The 12,735-nt window shown below is 68.4% G+C and carries 15 protein-coding genes; 11 read left to right on the top strand and 4 right to left on the bottom strand.

What is annotated here, in order from left to right; all coding sequences use genetic code 11:
- Window positions 1–25 precede the first annotated feature (25 nt).
- From O4G76_RS16820 to O4G76_RS16810, 3 genes are all read left to right on the top strand, one after another.
- Window positions 26–361 (top strand): helix-turn-helix transcriptional regulator, encoded by a 336-nt coding sequence (locus O4G76_RS16820; protein WP_269398406.1) that lies wholly within the window; start codon window positions 26–28, stop codon window positions 359–361.
- A 38-nt stretch (window positions 362–399) separates the two neighbouring features.
- Window positions 400–1,446 (top strand): YeeE/YedE family protein, encoded by a 1,047-nt coding sequence (locus O4G76_RS16815; RefSeq protein ID WP_269398405.1) that lies wholly within the window; start codon window positions 400–402, stop codon window positions 1,444–1,446.
- Between the two features lie 62 nt (window positions 1,447–1,508).
- Window positions 1,509–2,417, top strand: coding sequence for an MBL fold metallo-hydrolase (locus tag O4G76_RS16810; RefSeq protein ID WP_269398404.1), 909 nt, complete (start codon window positions 1,509–1,511; stop codon window positions 2,415–2,417).
- Between the two features lie 117 nt (window positions 2,418–2,534).
- On the opposite strand, the gene O4G76_RS16805 is transcribed toward O4G76_RS16810, so the two are convergent.
- Together O4G76_RS16805 and O4G76_RS16800 are read right to left on the bottom strand one after the other, a co-directional pair.
- Window positions 2,535–3,011 (bottom strand): hypothetical protein, encoded by a 477-nt coding sequence (locus O4G76_RS16805; protein ID WP_269398403.1) that lies wholly within the window; start codon window positions 3,009–3,011, stop codon window positions 2,535–2,537.
- Window positions 3,012–3,210: 199 nt separating this feature from the next.
- On the bottom strand, window positions 3,211–4,158 hold the full coding sequence (locus tag O4G76_RS16800; protein ID WP_269398402.1) for an L-threonylcarbamoyladenylate synthase: 948 nt from the start codon (window positions 4,156–4,158) through the stop codon (window positions 3,211–3,213).
- 99 nt (window positions 4,159–4,257) lie between these two features.
- Here O4G76_RS16800 and O4G76_RS16795 point away from each other — a divergent pair, with 99 nt between their 5' ends.
- The 5 genes from O4G76_RS16795 (at window position 4,258) to O4G76_RS16775 (ending at window position 9,241) form a co-directional block, all read left to right on the top strand.
- Window positions 4,258–5,955, top strand: coding sequence for an acyl-CoA dehydrogenase (locus O4G76_RS16795; protein ID WP_269398401.1), 1,698 nt, complete (start codon window positions 4,258–4,260; stop codon window positions 5,953–5,955).
- Between the two features lie 40 nt (window positions 5,956–5,995).
- Window positions 5,996–7,030: an MBL fold metallo-hydrolase gene (locus O4G76_RS16790; protein ID WP_269398400.1), complete on the top strand. Its 1,035-nt coding sequence runs from the start codon at window positions 5,996–5,998 to the stop codon at window positions 7,028–7,030.
- Window positions 7,027–7,989 carry an N-acetyl-D-Glu racemase DgcA gene (gene dgcA / locus O4G76_RS16785; RefSeq protein ID WP_269398399.1) on the top strand — a complete coding sequence of 321 codons (963 nt, stop codon included), beginning with the start codon at window positions 7,027–7,029 and terminating at the stop codon, window positions 7,987–7,989. Before O4G76_RS16790 ends, dgcA begins: the two co-directional genes overlap by 4 nt.
- 61 nt (window positions 7,990–8,050) lie before the next feature.
- The gene (locus O4G76_RS16780; protein ID WP_269398398.1) at window positions 8,051–8,911 is read left to right on the top strand and encodes a D-amino-acid transaminase; all 861 of its coding nucleotides are present in this window, start codon (window positions 8,051–8,053) and stop codon (window positions 8,909–8,911) included.
- Window positions 8,912–8,926: 15 nt separating this feature from the next.
- Entirely contained in the window at window positions 8,927–9,241 is a 315-nt protein-coding gene (locus O4G76_RS16775; protein ID WP_269398397.1) for a DnaJ family domain-containing protein, read from the top strand.
- Between the two features lie 4 nt (window positions 9,242–9,245).
- Here O4G76_RS16775 and O4G76_RS16770 read toward each other — a convergent pair whose 3' ends face one another.
- On the bottom strand, window positions 9,246–9,578 hold the full coding sequence (locus O4G76_RS16770; RefSeq protein ID WP_269398396.1) for a DUF1244 domain-containing protein: 333 nt from the start codon (window positions 9,576–9,578) through the stop codon (window positions 9,246–9,248).
- Window positions 9,579–9,586: 8 nt separating this feature from the next.
- Window positions 9,587–10,330 carry an N-formylglutamate amidohydrolase gene (locus tag O4G76_RS16765; RefSeq protein WP_269398395.1) on the bottom strand — a complete coding sequence of 248 codons (744 nt, stop codon included), beginning with the start codon at window positions 10,328–10,330 and terminating at the stop codon, window positions 9,587–9,589.
- A gap of 171 nt (window positions 10,331–10,501) precedes the next feature.
- Here O4G76_RS16765 and pyk point away from each other — a divergent pair, with 171 nt between their 5' ends.
- The 3 genes from pyk (at window position 10,502) to rplT (ending at window position 12,653) form a co-directional block, all read left to right on the top strand.
- Window positions 10,502–11,947 (top strand): pyruvate kinase, encoded by a 1,446-nt coding sequence (gene pyk, locus O4G76_RS16760; protein WP_269398394.1) that lies wholly within the window; start codon window positions 10,502–10,504, stop codon window positions 11,945–11,947.
- 130 nt (window positions 11,948–12,077) lie between these two features.
- On the top strand, window positions 12,078–12,278 hold the full coding sequence (gene rpmI / locus O4G76_RS16755) for a 50S ribosomal protein L35 (RefSeq protein WP_085897762.1): 201 nt from the start codon (window positions 12,078–12,080) through the stop codon (window positions 12,276–12,278).
- A 12-nt stretch (window positions 12,279–12,290) separates the two neighbouring features.
- Window positions 12,291–12,653 (top strand): 50S ribosomal protein L20, encoded by a 363-nt coding sequence (rplT, locus tag O4G76_RS16750; RefSeq protein ID WP_085897761.1) that lies wholly within the window; start codon window positions 12,291–12,293, stop codon window positions 12,651–12,653.
- The last annotated feature ends 82 nt before the right edge of the window (window positions 12,654–12,735 follow it).

Here is a 12,735-nt window from a genome sequence, read left to right as displayed (position 1 = left end):
CTTCGCCGAAACGGAGAGCGCAGCGATGGCCCTGCCGAAGATCACCGAAGACATGAGCGAAGCCGACATGGACCTCATGATGCGCAACGCGCGCGAGGCCTCGGACTTTCTCAAGGCGCTGGGCCATGAGGGCCGGCTGATGATCCTGTGCCATCTGGTCACCGGCGAGAAATCGGTGACCGAACTCGAGCAGCTGCTCTCGGCCCGGCAGGCCGCCGTCTCGCAGCAACTTGCGCGGCTCAGGCTCGAAGGGCTGGTGACGCCGCGCCGCGAGGGAAAGATCATCTACTACAGCTTGACCGACGACAGGCCGCGCCGGATCATGGAGCTCGTCTACGAGCTGTTCTGCCGCTCGGGCTGACAGGCGCGCCGGGGAGGGCGCGCGGGGAGGATCACGATATGCTGGATTGGCTCGACGAGCCGACCGTCGCCGCGCTCATCGGCATGGGCAGCGGCGCGGTGCTGGGTGCGGCCGCGCGGCTGGGGCGCTTCTGCACGCTCGGCGCCATCGAGGACGCGCTCTATGGCGGCAGCCTTGGGCGGCTCAGGATGTGGGGCATCGCCATCGGCGTCGCGGTGATCGCGGCCTTCGGGCTGATGGCCGCGGGGCTGTTCGATCCGATGGACAGCTTCTATTTCGCCCAAGGCTGGAGCCTGCCGGGCGCGATCCTTGGCGGGCTGGTCTTCGGCTACGGCATGGCGCTGGCGGGCAATTGCGGCTACGGCGCGCTGGCGCGGCTGGGCGGCGGCGACATGCGCTCCTTCGTGATCGTGCTGGTCATGGGGCTCGCGGCATACGCGACCCTGTCCGGTCCGCTCTCCGGGCTTCGGGTCGCGCTCTTCGCACCGGGCGATGGGCCGACGCCGGGCATTGGACACTGGGTCTCGCAGGCCACCGGCCTGCCGCTCTGGACCTGCGGCGTGCTCTTCGGGCTGGCCATCCTCGCCCTGTCGCTTCGGAGCGGCGCGGCGCTGGGCCGTGGCGCGGTCTTCTGCGGCGCGTCGGTCGGGCTGGCCATTGCCATGGGATGGGCGGGCACCGCCTGGCTGTTCCGGACCGGGTTCGACGCGCTGCCCGTCGCATCCCACAGTTTCTCGGCGCCCTTGGGCGAAACCATGCTCTATACCATGACCTCGAGCGGCACGGCGCTGAGCTTTGGCGTGGGATCGGTGGTCGGCGTGCTGGCGGGCGCCTTCGCGGGCAGTCTCTGGAAAGGTCATTTCCGCTGGGAAGCCTGCGAGGATCCGCGCGAACTCAAGCGCCAGATCCTCGGCGCGGGGCTGATGGGCTGGGGCGCGGTGACGGCGGCGGGCTGCAGCATCGGCCAAGGCATCACCGCCTTCTCGGTCCTTGCGCTCAGTGCCCCGGTGACGCTGGCCGCAATCGCGCTGGGCGCCGCGATCGGGCTGCGGCAGTTGATCGACGGCTTCGTCATGGCCGAGTGATCCCCCTCGACGCTGCGACGATTCGCATGCAATGATGCGAATGTGTTTTTCGGGGAGGGAAGATGAGGATCACCAGACGCAGCGTGTTGCGTGGCGCGACGGGGCTCGGTGCCACCCTCGCCTTCGGCCGGGCCTGGGCCGCGACGGAGATGGATCTTGGCAATCTGCAGATCACGACGCTGAGCGACGGGCATCTGCAACTCCCCGAGAGTTTCCTGATCGGCGATCTGCCGCGGGACGAGGCGCGCGCGATCCTCGATGCGGCCGGCGTCGCGGCCGGGGGGTACGAGCCGCCCTGCAACGTGACGCTGCTGCGCTCGGGTGCGGATGTCGTTCTGTTCGACGCGGGCGCCGGTCCGGGCTTCATGCAAAGCACGGGGCGGCTGCCCGAGGCGCTCGCCGCTCTCGACCTCACGCCCGACGACATCACCCATGTCGTGTTCACCCATGGCCACCCGGATCATCTCTGGGGGGCGATCGACGATTTCGACGAACCGCTCTTCGTGAACGCGCGGCATCTCATCGGTCGGATCGAGCGCGATTACTGGACCGATCCCGAGACGCCGGAGTCGATCGGTGCCGAACGGCAGAGCTTCGCCGCAGGGGCCGCGCGCCGGATCGAACTGCTCGCAGATAGGCTGGAGACGTTCGAGGACGGGGACGAGGTGCTGCCCGGCGTCGTCGGGCGGGCCAGTTTCGGACATACGCCGGGGCACATGTCCTTCGAGATCGGCGGTGGCCGCGCGCTCGTTGCCGGTGACGCCATCGGTAACGCGCATCTGGCCCTCGCGCGCCCCGAATGGCCCATGCCCGCCGATCAGGAACCCGAGCAGGCCGCCCGGACTCGCCTGTCCCTGTTGCAGGAGTTGGCCGAGCGCGAGGTGCCATTGATCGGCTTCCACCTACCGGGGGGCGGAATCGGTCGCGTGGCAAAGAATGGCGACGAGTTCTCCTTCGTCTCGGAGATGTAGCCGCAGCCGGATCGCATGCGCCAGGCTCACGGCGGTGAGGAGCAGGTTTTCCCGAGGTCGCGTCGGGCAATACGTGTTGGTGCGCTGATCCTTTTCGTGTCGCCCTGATGGCGGGGCTCAGTCAGCCCGCTCAAGCGGCCGGCTCTCTCCGGTGACTGGGTTGATCAGCATTACGAGGTCGATGGCCTCCCGGTTTGGCGGTTCGTAGAGGCTCGCGACCCCGCAGCTGCCCAAGACCGTCTCGAGATCGGCCATGGCCATCTTGCTGCGACCCGGCGGCCTGCTGTCCGTGACGAGTTGCGGCAGCACCGTCAGGCGCCGCTCCGGTGAAATCCGGAGAACCACGGGCAGTGCGGTGGCATCGCGACCGCCGATCGGCGTTTCCGCCAGGCAGGATGCGACCCAGCGCCGGATCAGGCGCCATTCGCCGGGCCTGAGTTCGGCGTGTCCGGCGGCAGTTTCGTCGGCATCCCAAGGAGGCTGGACGATGGCGTTGCCCATGGCGGGAGAGGCCCGCCTCTTTGCCTCGGCATATCCGATGCTGGAGATCAGCGCAGCGCCGATCAGCGCCCCGCGAACGACATGACGTTTCATCACGGCCTCCTCAAGCGCAGCCACATGGCGCGCTCGTGAAACGATCAAAAATGAGTCGGGGATATTGGAGGCGATATTACGCTTGTAGCGCGATCCTGACCATGAAATTTCAACTGCTCGAAAGGTCTAGACCGGAGGGGTAATACCCATCACTGCCTTGGCCAAACTCAGCAGGTCGAAGGGCCCCGCCGATAGGTGATCAGTCTCGCGGGGCCGCGGCGCGGCGCAGCCGGTCGTTGATCGCGCGGCCCAGCCCGTGGTCGGGGATCGGCGCCACGGCAATCCGCTCCGCCCCCATCGCGTCGAGCCGGTGCAGGCAATCGAAGAGATTGGCCGCCGCCTCGACAAGGTCGCCCGAGCGCGACAGGTTCATGTCGGCTCCAAGGGCGCCGAAGCCGAGATAGGTCTCGCCCGGTTCGGTCTCGGTGGCATTCAGCCGCACCGTACCCTTCGGCGCGTAATGCGAGACGAGCTGCCCCGGCGAGACGGGGGCGGTGGCGGGCGCCACCGGGCCCAGCGCCAGCGGTGCGCCGAGGCAATCCTCGATCACCTCCGTCGGAAGCCCGCCGGCGCGCAGCAGCGCCGGGACCTCGCCGGTGCAGTCGATGATGGTCGATTCAAGCCCGACGCCGCAGGTCCCGCCGTCGAGCACCGCCTCGATTCGTCCGGCCAGTCCTGCCAGTACGTGGTTCGCGCTGGTCGGGCTGACCCGGCCGGAGGGATTGGCCGATGGTGCGGCGATCGGCAGCGCGGTTTCGCGCAGCAGCGCCTGCGCCAGCGGGTGATCGGGCACCCGCACCGCGAGCGTGTCGAGCCCGGCGGTTACCAGTTTCGAGATACCCGCATAGGGCCGGATCGGCAGCACCAGCGTCAGCGCGCCGGGCCAGAAGGTCGAGGCCAGCCGTCGCGCCGTGTCGCCCATGACGCAATAGGCCTCGACCGCCTCGGCATCGGGCAGGTGCACGATCAGCGGGTTGAAGCTGGGCCGTCCCTTGGCTTCGAAGATCCGCGCCACGGCGGCATCGTCGGTGGCGTCGCCACCCAGCCCATAGACCGTCTCGGTCGGAAACGACACGAGGCCGCCCCTGCGCAGCATCTCGGCGGCGCGCTTGAGGCCGGTCTCGTCGGGGTCGAGGTGTCGGGTCATGACGTGGCGTCCGGGCTTGCGAGGTCGGGGGGCGCCGTACCACGCTGTGCCGGCGACGGCGTCCGAAACCGGAATGCCACGCGCCGGAGGAGACCCGCAATGCCCTATCAAGCCCCTGTCGATGATTTTCGCTTTATTCTGGAGCACGTGATCGGTTTTTCCGACGTGGCTGCGACGGGGCGACACGCGGAAATGACCCCCGATGTCACCGATGCGATCCTCAACGAGGCGGGGCGCATGTGCGACGAGATCCTCGCGCCGCTGAACCGGGCCGGCGATCTCGAACCGGCGCGGCTCGAGAATGGCGTCGTGCGCACCTCGCCCGGCTATGCGGAGGGCTACCGGGCCATCGCCGAGGGCGGCTGGGTCGGCATGGCGGCGGGCCAGGCGCATGGCGGCATGGGGCTGCCGATGGCGCTCGTCACCTGCGTCAACGAGATGATGGGCGGCGCCTGCCTGGCGCTGCAGTTGAACCCGCTGATGACCCAAGCCGAGATCGAGGCGCTGGAAAGCCATGCGGGGCCGGATCTGCAGGCGCTCTATCTGCCCAAGCTGATCTCGGGCGAATGGTGCGGCACCATGAACCTGACCGAGCCGCAGGCGGGGTCGGATGTCGGCGCGCTGCGCAGCAAGGCCGAGCCGAACGGCGACGGCACCTACCGGATCACCGGCCAGAAGATCTACATCACCTGGGCCGACAACGATTTCTCGGACAACATCGTGCATATGGTGCTGGCCCGCCTTCCGGATGCGGCCGAGGGCACCAAGGGCATCAGCCTGTTCCTCGTCCCCAAGTTCCTCCCCGACGCCGATGGCCGGCCCGGCGAGGCCAATTCGCTGCGTGTCGTCAGCCTCGAGCACAAGCTCGGCATCCATGGCTCGCCCACGGCGGTGATGGAATATGACGGCGCCACCGGCTGGCTCGTCGGCGAAGCGCATGGTGGCATGGCGGCGATGTTCACGATGATGAACACCGCGCGGCTCGGGGTCGGCTCCCAGGCCGTGGGCGTGGCCGAGGCCGCGATGCAGGCGGCGCTGGCCTATGCGCAGGAACGTCGGCAGGGCAAGGTGGGCGGCACCGGCACGATCATCGAGCACGCCGATGTGCGGGCGATGCTGGCGCGGATGCGGGCCGAGACCTTCGCCGCCCGTGCGATCACGCTGGCCTGCGCCAAGGCGATCGATCTGGGCCGCGAGGGCGACGCGGCGGCCAAGGCCCGCGCGGCCCTGCTGACGCCCATCGCCAAGGCTTTCGGGACCGAAACCGGGATCAACGTCGCCGATCTCGGGATTCAGGTGCATGGCGGCATGGGCTTTATCGAGGAAACCGGCGCGGCGCAGTTCCTGCGCGACGCCCGGATCACAGCGATCTACGAGGGCACCAATGGCATCCAGGCGATGGATCTGGTCGGCCGCAAGATGATGGATGGCGGCGAGGCGGCCTTCGCGCTGATCGACGAGGTCCAGACCGGTGCCGAGGCGGCCCGCGACACGCTCCCCGATCTGGCCGAGCCGGTCTGGCAGGCGGCCGAGGCGATGCGCGAGGCGACCGAGCGGCTGGTGGGCCGCCCCCCGGCCGAGCGATTTGCGGGCGCCATGCCTTACTTGCGCGGTTTCGCGCGGCTGCTGGGCGCGCATTACCACCTGCGCGCGGCGCAGGCGGGAGAGGGCAGGCGCCGGCGTCTCGCCAGCTTCTACGTCGAACGGATGCTGCCCGAGCAGGCGGCACATCTGGCGGCGCTGCGCGCCGGTCCCGATTGCGTCATGGCGCTGGACGCTGAGGATCTGGTGGCCTGACCGGCTGGACGCGACGGCGCGGCTGCGCCATCACATGTCCATGACACGAGACATGCGCGCCCAGACTCCCTTTCCCGAACCGCCCGAGACCGGTACCGCGATCGAGGTCGCGCCCGGCGTCCTGTGGATGCAGCTGCCACTGCCTTGGGCGCTCAATCACGTGAACGCCTACGCGCTCGACGACGGCGATGGCTGGAGCGTGATCGACACCGGCCTCGACACCACGAAGATCCGTACGGTCTGGGAGGCGCTACTGTCCGGCCCGCTGGGGGGGCGGCCGCTGCGCCGCGTCGTGGTCACGCATCACCATCCTGACCATGTCGGTCTCGCGGGATGGCTCGCGACCAATGGGGCCGAACTCGTGATGCCGCGCACGGGCTACCTGCTGTCGCGGATGCTGCGCGCCGAGGAGCAGAGCCTGCCGCCACGCGAGGTGGTGGCGTTCTGGAGGCGCGCGGGCATGGATCCCGAGCTTCTGTCGCAGCGCCGTACCGAGCGGCCCTTCAACTTCACCGATTGGGTGGCGCCGCTGCCGCTCTCCTACACGCGCATCCGCGAAGGCGATGCGATCCACATGGGTGGGCGCGACTGGACCATCCGCATGGGCGAGGGCCACGCACCGGAACACGCGACCTTCTGGAGCGAGAGCGACGATCTGGTGATCGGCGGCGATCAGCTCCTGCCGGGCATCAGCCCGAATCTTGGCGTGCAGCCGACCGAGCCCGAGAACGACCCGGTGACCGACTGGATCGCCTCCTGCGAGCGGCTGGCCCGCGTCGCTCGGCCCGATCAGCTGGTGCTGCCGGGTCACAAGAAGCCCTATCGCGGTCTGCCCGAACGGCTGGCTCAGATGGCACAGGGCCATCGCGACGCGCTCGACCGGCTCGAGGCGCATCTCGCCGTGCCGCGATCGGGCGGCGATTGTTTCGCACCGCTGTTCCGTCGCGCCGTGACGCGCGACAGCTATGGTCTCGCACTCGCCGAGGCGTTGGGCCATCTCAACGCGCTGGTCGCGCAGGGACGGGCGACGCGGCGGATGGGCGATGACGGTGCCTGGCGTTGGAGTGCGGCATGATCGAGGTCTTCGAAGAAAGCTTTCCACTCGCGCGCGCCTTCACGATCAGCCGTGGTAGCCGCAGCGCGGCACAGGTGCTGAGCGTGCGGATTTGCCGAGATGGCCATGAAGGCAGGGGTGAATGCGTACCATATTCGCGCTATGGCGAAAGCCTCGCCAGCGTGCGCGCGCAAGTGGAGGGGCTTCCCGAGGGGATCGACCGGGCCGCATTGCAGGAGGCGCTGCCGCCCGGCGCCGCGCGCAACGCGGTCGACTGCGCCCTGTGGGACTTTGAGGCCAAGCGGGCAGGGGTGCCGGTCTGGAAGCTGGCCGGCCTGACGCCTCCCGCGCCGCTCGTCACCGCCTACACCCTGTCGCTCGAGGCGCCGGAGGCGATGGAGCGCCGGGCGCGCGAGGAGGCGCATCGGCCGATCCTCAAGATCAAGCTCGGCACGCCGGACGACATGCCCCGGCTCGAGGCGGTGCGGCGCGGCGCGGCGCAATCCACGATCATCGTCGATGCCAATGAGGGGTGGAACGCGGCGATCTATGCCGATCTCGCGCCGCACCTGCTGCGCCTCGGCGTGGCCTTGGTGGAACAGCCCCTTCCGGCGGGCGAGGACGACGCCCTCGCGGGCATCGACCGGCCCGTGCCGGTCTGCGCCGACGAGAGCTGCCACGCCCGCGCCTCGCTGCCCGGGCTGATGGGCAAGTACGACATGGCCAACATCAAGCTCGACAAGACCGGCGGCCTGACCGAGGCGTTGGCCCTGCGCGACGCGGCACGGGCCGCGGGTTACGGGGTGATGGTCGGCTGCATGGTCGGATCTTCGCTCGCCATGGCGCCGGCGCATCTGGTGGCGCAAGGGGCGGAGTTGGTCGATCTGGACGGGCCGCTGCTCTTGGCGCGCGACCGGGAGCCGCCGATGCGTCATGACGCGGCGGGGCTGCACCCGGCCGATCCGGCGCTCTGGGGCTGACCCTCTGGCGCAGCGCCTCACCTTGCGGCAGAAGGGGCATGAGAGCCAACAGGAGAGCGCCATGACCCGCACCGTCTATGTCAACGGGGAGTACCTGCCCGAGCACGAGGCGAAGGTTTCCGTCTTTGATCGCGGTTTCCTGATGGCCGATGGGGTCTACGAGGTTACTTCGGTGCTCGGCGGCAAGCTGATCGACTTCGAGGGCCACGCGACGCGGCTCGCGCGCTCGCTCGCCGAACTGCAGATCCGAAAGCCGATGGAGGATGAGGCGCTCCTTGAGATTCACCGCGAGCTGATTGCGCGCAACGGCATCGACGAGGGCATGATCTATCTCCAGATCACGCGTGGCGCGCCGAATGACCGGGATTTCGTGTTTCCGCCCGAGGAGACCGAACCGACCGTGGTGCTGTTCACCCAGTCCAAGCCCGGACTGGCCGAGAGCCCGGCGGCCAAGACCGGCATCAAGGTGATCTCGATCCCCGACATTCGTTGGGGCCGCCGGGACATCAAGACGGTGCAGCTGCTCTACCCCTCGATGGGCAAGATGATGGCCAAGGCGGCAGGCGCCGATGACGCCTGGATGGTCGAGGACGACCACGTCACCGAGGGCACCTCGAACAACGCCTATATCGTCAAGGGAAACACCATCATCACCCGCCAGCTGAGCCACGAGATACTGCATGGCATCACCCGCGCCGCCGTGCTGCGCTTTGCGCGCGAGGCGCAGATGAAGGTCGAGGAGCGCGCCTTCTCGATCGAGGAGGCCAAGCAGGCCGACGAGGCGTTCATCACCTCGGCCTCGACCTTCGTGATGCCGGTGGTTGAGATCGACGGGGCGGCGGTGGGGCAGGGCACGCCCGGCCCGGTGGCGGCAAGACTGCGCGAGATCTATATCGAGGAAAGCCGCAAGGCCGGAATCTGAGCCGGGAGCCATGACATGGACCATCCCCTGATCGACCACATCAGCCGGGTGATCGCCAAGGCCGAGCGCGAAGGCGCCTTCGACGACCTGCCGGGGGCCGGCAAGCCGATCCCCGACCTGCATGCGCCCGGCGACGCCGTGCTCGATCGTTTGATGCGGGAATCGGGTGCCAAGCCGCAGGCGGTGACCCTCAGGGCGCAGGTCGCCGAGGCACGGACCCGTCTTGCGGAAACGACTGGCGAGGCCGAGCGCCGCGATGCGATGCAGGCGCTCGCCGATCTGGAGATGCGGCTCTCGATCGAGATGGAGACGCTGCGGCGCTACGGCTGAGGGATCAGCCTTCGCTCGCCTCGTGTTTCTGCGCCGCGTCGAAAGCGGCGCGGCTCGCCTCGGTGGCCTCGGTCTGATGCTTGTCGCGCCATTCCTCGTAGGGCATGCCGTAATAGGCCTCGCGCGCCTCGTCCTTGGACATCTCGTGACCGCGCGCGGCCGCGGCCTCCTGCATCCAGCGCGACAGGCAATTGCGGCAGAAGCCCGCGAGATTCATCAGGTCGATGTTCTGCACATCGGTGCGCTCCTCCATCAGGTGCTGGCGCAGCCTGCGGAACGCCGCCGCCTCGATCTCGGTGCGGGTCGTCTCGTCGATCTCGTCCATCCGGCTCATCATCGCTCTCCTTACAGTCCCGTTTCGCGAAGTATGTCGGACAGGATCGGTGCCAAGCGGTCGGCCCAGGCGATCTGGCCCGCCTCTTCCTCGATCAGGTCGTTGCGCACCTCGATCAGCACGTTGGGGCGGCCGTGGGACAGCGCGTGCCGGTCGATGGAATCGCCGGGCAGGTGACCCGAATAGGGCTGGTTGTCCCCGACCGTCAGATCGTCCTCGTCGCGCAGCCGCGCGATCAGCGGATGCGCGAGGCGCGAATCGAGATGGCTGTGCAGCACCGCCACCTGCCATGGCCGGGGCGGGCGGCCCCGAAGCTGCGGCGTGTAGCTGTGGATCGCCACGATCACCGGGTGATCGCGCCGCGCCGCGAGGTCGGCATAGGCGGCATGGTAGGGGCGATGCAGCCGCGCCAGTCGCTCCTCGGTCTCCTCGGGCCCCGCATGGCGATTGCCGGGGATGATCGAGCCGTCATAGAGCTTCATCAAGAGCGTCGGGTCGTCCTCGCCCCGGTTGGGGTCGATCACCAGCCGCGAGAATTTCGAAAGGATCGCCGGCGCGTCGAGCCGTTCGGCCAAGGCCTCGGTGAGCCCGGCAGCGCCCACGTCCCAGGCGATGTGGCGCGCCATGTCCGAGGCGGGCAGGCCGAGATCGCCGCCCGAGACCCAGTCGGGCACGTGGTTGCTGGCATGGTCGCAGGTGACGAGCCAGCGGGAGCGGCGCTCTTCGCCGACGGTGCGGTAGGCTTCCGAAGTCATGAAATCTGGTGTTCTCCACGGTCGTTCGCTCGGGTGTCGCACGGGCAGTTGTGACGCGGGCCGTTTTGCGCAATAACGACGCCGAACCGGCTCTGGTAGCGGTAACGGACCTGTCCGCCGCCCGACCGAACACTTATCGCGTCCATGGGGACAGTCGAGAGGATCCTTCTGATGAAGCGTCATCGCAATGTGAAAATCGTGGCCACCCTCGGGCCGGCATCGAGCACCTACGAGGTGATCCGCGCCCTGGTCGAGGCCGGGGCCGACGTGTTCCGCCTGAACATGAGCCACGGTGCGCATGACGAGATCCGCGCCCGCCACGCCATCATCCGCCAGGTCGAGCAGGACCTGGACACGCCGATCGGCATCCTCGCCGACCTGCAGGGGCCGAAGCTGCGCGTCGGCACCTTCGCCAACGGCGCCGAGGAACTGGCCGAGGGGGCCGATTTCCGGCTCGACCTCGACGAGACCGAGGGCGACGCGACCCGCGTGCGGCTGCCGCACAAGGAGATCTTCGACGCGCTGGAGCCCGGTGCCTCGCTCTTGGTCAATGACGGCAAGATCCGGCTCAAGGTCAAGGAGTGCGGCGCCGACTTCGCCGATTGCGAGGTCGTGGTCGGCGGCACCATCTCCAACCGCAAGGGCGTGAACGTGCCCGACGTGGTGCTGCCGCTGGCGGCGCTGTCGGAAAAGGACCGCAAGGACCTCGAATTCGTCTGCGAACTGGGCGTCGACTGGCTGGCGCTGAGCTTCGTGCAGCGCGCCGCCGACGTGGAAGAGGCGCGCACCCTGTGCAAGGGCCGCGCCGCGATCCTGTCGAAGATCGAGAAGCCCGCCGCTGTGAAGGCCTTCGACGAGATCCTCGCGGTCTCCGACGGCATCATGGTTGCGCGCGGCGATCTCGGCGTCGAACTCCCCGTCCAGAACGTGCCGCCGATCCAGAAGCGCCTCGTGCGCCGCTGCCGCGCCGCGGCCAAGCCGGTGATCGTCGCGACGCAGATGCTCGAATCGATGATCGAGAGCCCGATGCCGACCCGCGCCGAGGTCTCGGACGTCGCCACCGCGATCTACGAGGGCGCCGATGCGATCATGCTCTCGGCCGAATCGGCGGCCGGCCAGTACCCGATCCAGGCGGTCGCCACGATGGACAACGTCGCCCACGAGGTGGAGACCGACGGCACCTATCGCGAGATCATCGAAAGCTCGCGCAAGGTCGCGCACAACTCGGTCGCCGACGGCATCGTCGCCGCCGCGCGCGAGATCGCCGAGACCACCAACGTCAAGGCGATCTGCTGCTTCTCGCAATCCGGCACCACCGCCTCGCTGGTGGCGCGCGAGCGGCCGCGCGTGCCGATCCTGGCGCTGACCTCGATCCGCAACACCGCACGACGGCTGTGCCTGACCTGGGGCACGAACTGCGTCGTCACCGGCGAGGTCGACCGCTTCAAGATGGCCGTGGTCAACGCCGCGCGCTGCGCCCGCGAGCAGGGGCTGGCCACCGAGCGCGACATGATCGTCGTGACCGCGGGCGTGCCCTTCAACACGCCGGGCACCACCAACATCCTGCGCGTCGCGCCCTGCGATGAGCGGCTGATCTTCAGCGCCGATCCCGAATGAGGGCAGGGGGCGACGCGCCCCCTTGCCATGATCCCGCGCGCCGCCTATACGGCGCGCTCACCCCGTTCGTCCGGCCTTCTTGGCATGCCGAGGCGAACGGTCCCACCACCGTTCCGGAAGGGAGATGGAAATGCCCAAGATGAAGACGAAGTCGAGCTGCAAGAAGCGGTTCAAGGTGACGGCCTCGGGCCGGATCAAGGCCGGCCAGGCGGGCAAGCGCCACGGCATGATCAAGCGCACCACGAAGTTCATCCGTGACGCACGTGGCACCACTGTTCTGGCCAAGGCTGATGAGAAGATCATCAAGCCGATGATGCCCTACGCGCGCTAAGGAGACCTTGATATGAGCCGCACCAAAGGTGGTACCGTCACCCATCGTCGCCACAAGAAGATTCTTGACCAGGCGAAAGGCTATTACGACCGTCGTAGCCGGACCTTCAAGGTCGCCAAGCAGGCCGTCGACAAGGCCAACCAGTACGCGACCCGCGACCGCAAGACCCGCAAGCGGAACTTCCGCGCCCTGTGGATCCAGCGGATCAACGCCGGTGTCCGGGCCCATGACGAGCAGATGACCTATTCGCGCTTCATCAACGGCCTTGCCCTCGCCGGCATCGAGGTGGACCGCAAGGTCCTCGCCGATCTCGCGGTGCACGAGCCCGAGGCGTTCAACGCGATCGTCGACAAGGCGCGCGCCGCTCTGGCCTGAGGCCAAGCGATAGACTGAATGGAAGCCGCGCCGCCCCCTTACGGGCCGCGCGGCTTCTTGCGTTTCGGGACCGGCCTGCTAG

The organism is Limimaricola sp. G21655-S1 (assembly GCF_027213785.1).
Classification (GTDB): domain Bacteria; phylum Pseudomonadota; class Alphaproteobacteria; order Rhodobacterales; family Rhodobacteraceae; genus Limimaricola.
The sequence above is the reverse complement of the archived record's forward strand: the minus strand, read 5'-3'. Positions and strand labels throughout refer to the sequence as shown.

Bases quoted from the DNA above. Each gene is read 5' to 3' on its own strand.
- O4G76_RS16820 (WP_269398406.1), top strand. From the start codon at position 26: ATGGCCCTGCCGAAGATCACCGAAGACATGAGCGAAGCCGACATGGAC.
- O4G76_RS16815 (WP_269398405.1), top strand. From the start codon at position 400: ATGCTGGATTGGCTCGACGAGCCGACCGTCGCCGCGCTCATCGGCATG.
- O4G76_RS16810 (WP_269398404.1), top strand. From the start codon at position 1,509: ATGAGGATCACCAGACGCAGCGTGTTGCGTGGCGCGACGGGGCTCGGT.
- O4G76_RS16805 (WP_269398403.1), bottom strand. From the start codon at position 3,011: ATGAAACGTCATGTCGTTCGCGGGGCGCTGATCGGCGCTGCGCTGATC.
- O4G76_RS16800 (WP_269398402.1), bottom strand. From the start codon at position 4,158: ATGACCCGACACCTCGACCCCGACGAGACCGGCCTCAAGCGCGCCGCC.
- O4G76_RS16795 (WP_269398401.1), top strand. From the start codon at position 4,258: ATGCCCTATCAAGCCCCTGTCGATGATTTTCGCTTTATTCTGGAGCAC.
- O4G76_RS16790 (WP_269398400.1), top strand. From the start codon at position 5,996: ATGACACGAGACATGCGCGCCCAGACTCCCTTTCCCGAACCGCCCGAG.
- dgcA (WP_269398399.1), top strand. From the start codon at position 7,027: ATGATCGAGGTCTTCGAAGAAAGCTTTCCACTCGCGCGCGCCTTCACG.
- O4G76_RS16780 (WP_269398398.1), top strand. From the start codon at position 8,051: ATGACCCGCACCGTCTATGTCAACGGGGAGTACCTGCCCGAGCACGAG.
- O4G76_RS16775 (WP_269398397.1), top strand. From the start codon at position 8,927: ATGGACCATCCCCTGATCGACCACATCAGCCGGGTGATCGCCAAGGCC.
- O4G76_RS16770 (WP_269398396.1), bottom strand. From the start codon at position 9,578: ATGATGAGCCGGATGGACGAGATCGACGAGACGACCCGCACCGAGATC.
- O4G76_RS16765 (WP_269398395.1), bottom strand. From the start codon at position 10,330: ATGACTTCGGAAGCCTACCGCACCGTCGGCGAAGAGCGCCGCTCCCGC.
- pyk (WP_269398394.1), top strand. From the start codon at position 10,502: ATGAAGCGTCATCGCAATGTGAAAATCGTGGCCACCCTCGGGCCGGCA.
- rpmI (WP_085897762.1), top strand. From the start codon at position 12,078: ATGCCCAAGATGAAGACGAAGTCGAGCTGCAAGAAGCGGTTCAAGGTG.
- rplT (WP_085897761.1), top strand. From the start codon at position 12,291: ATGAGCCGCACCAAAGGTGGTACCGTCACCCATCGTCGCCACAAGAAG.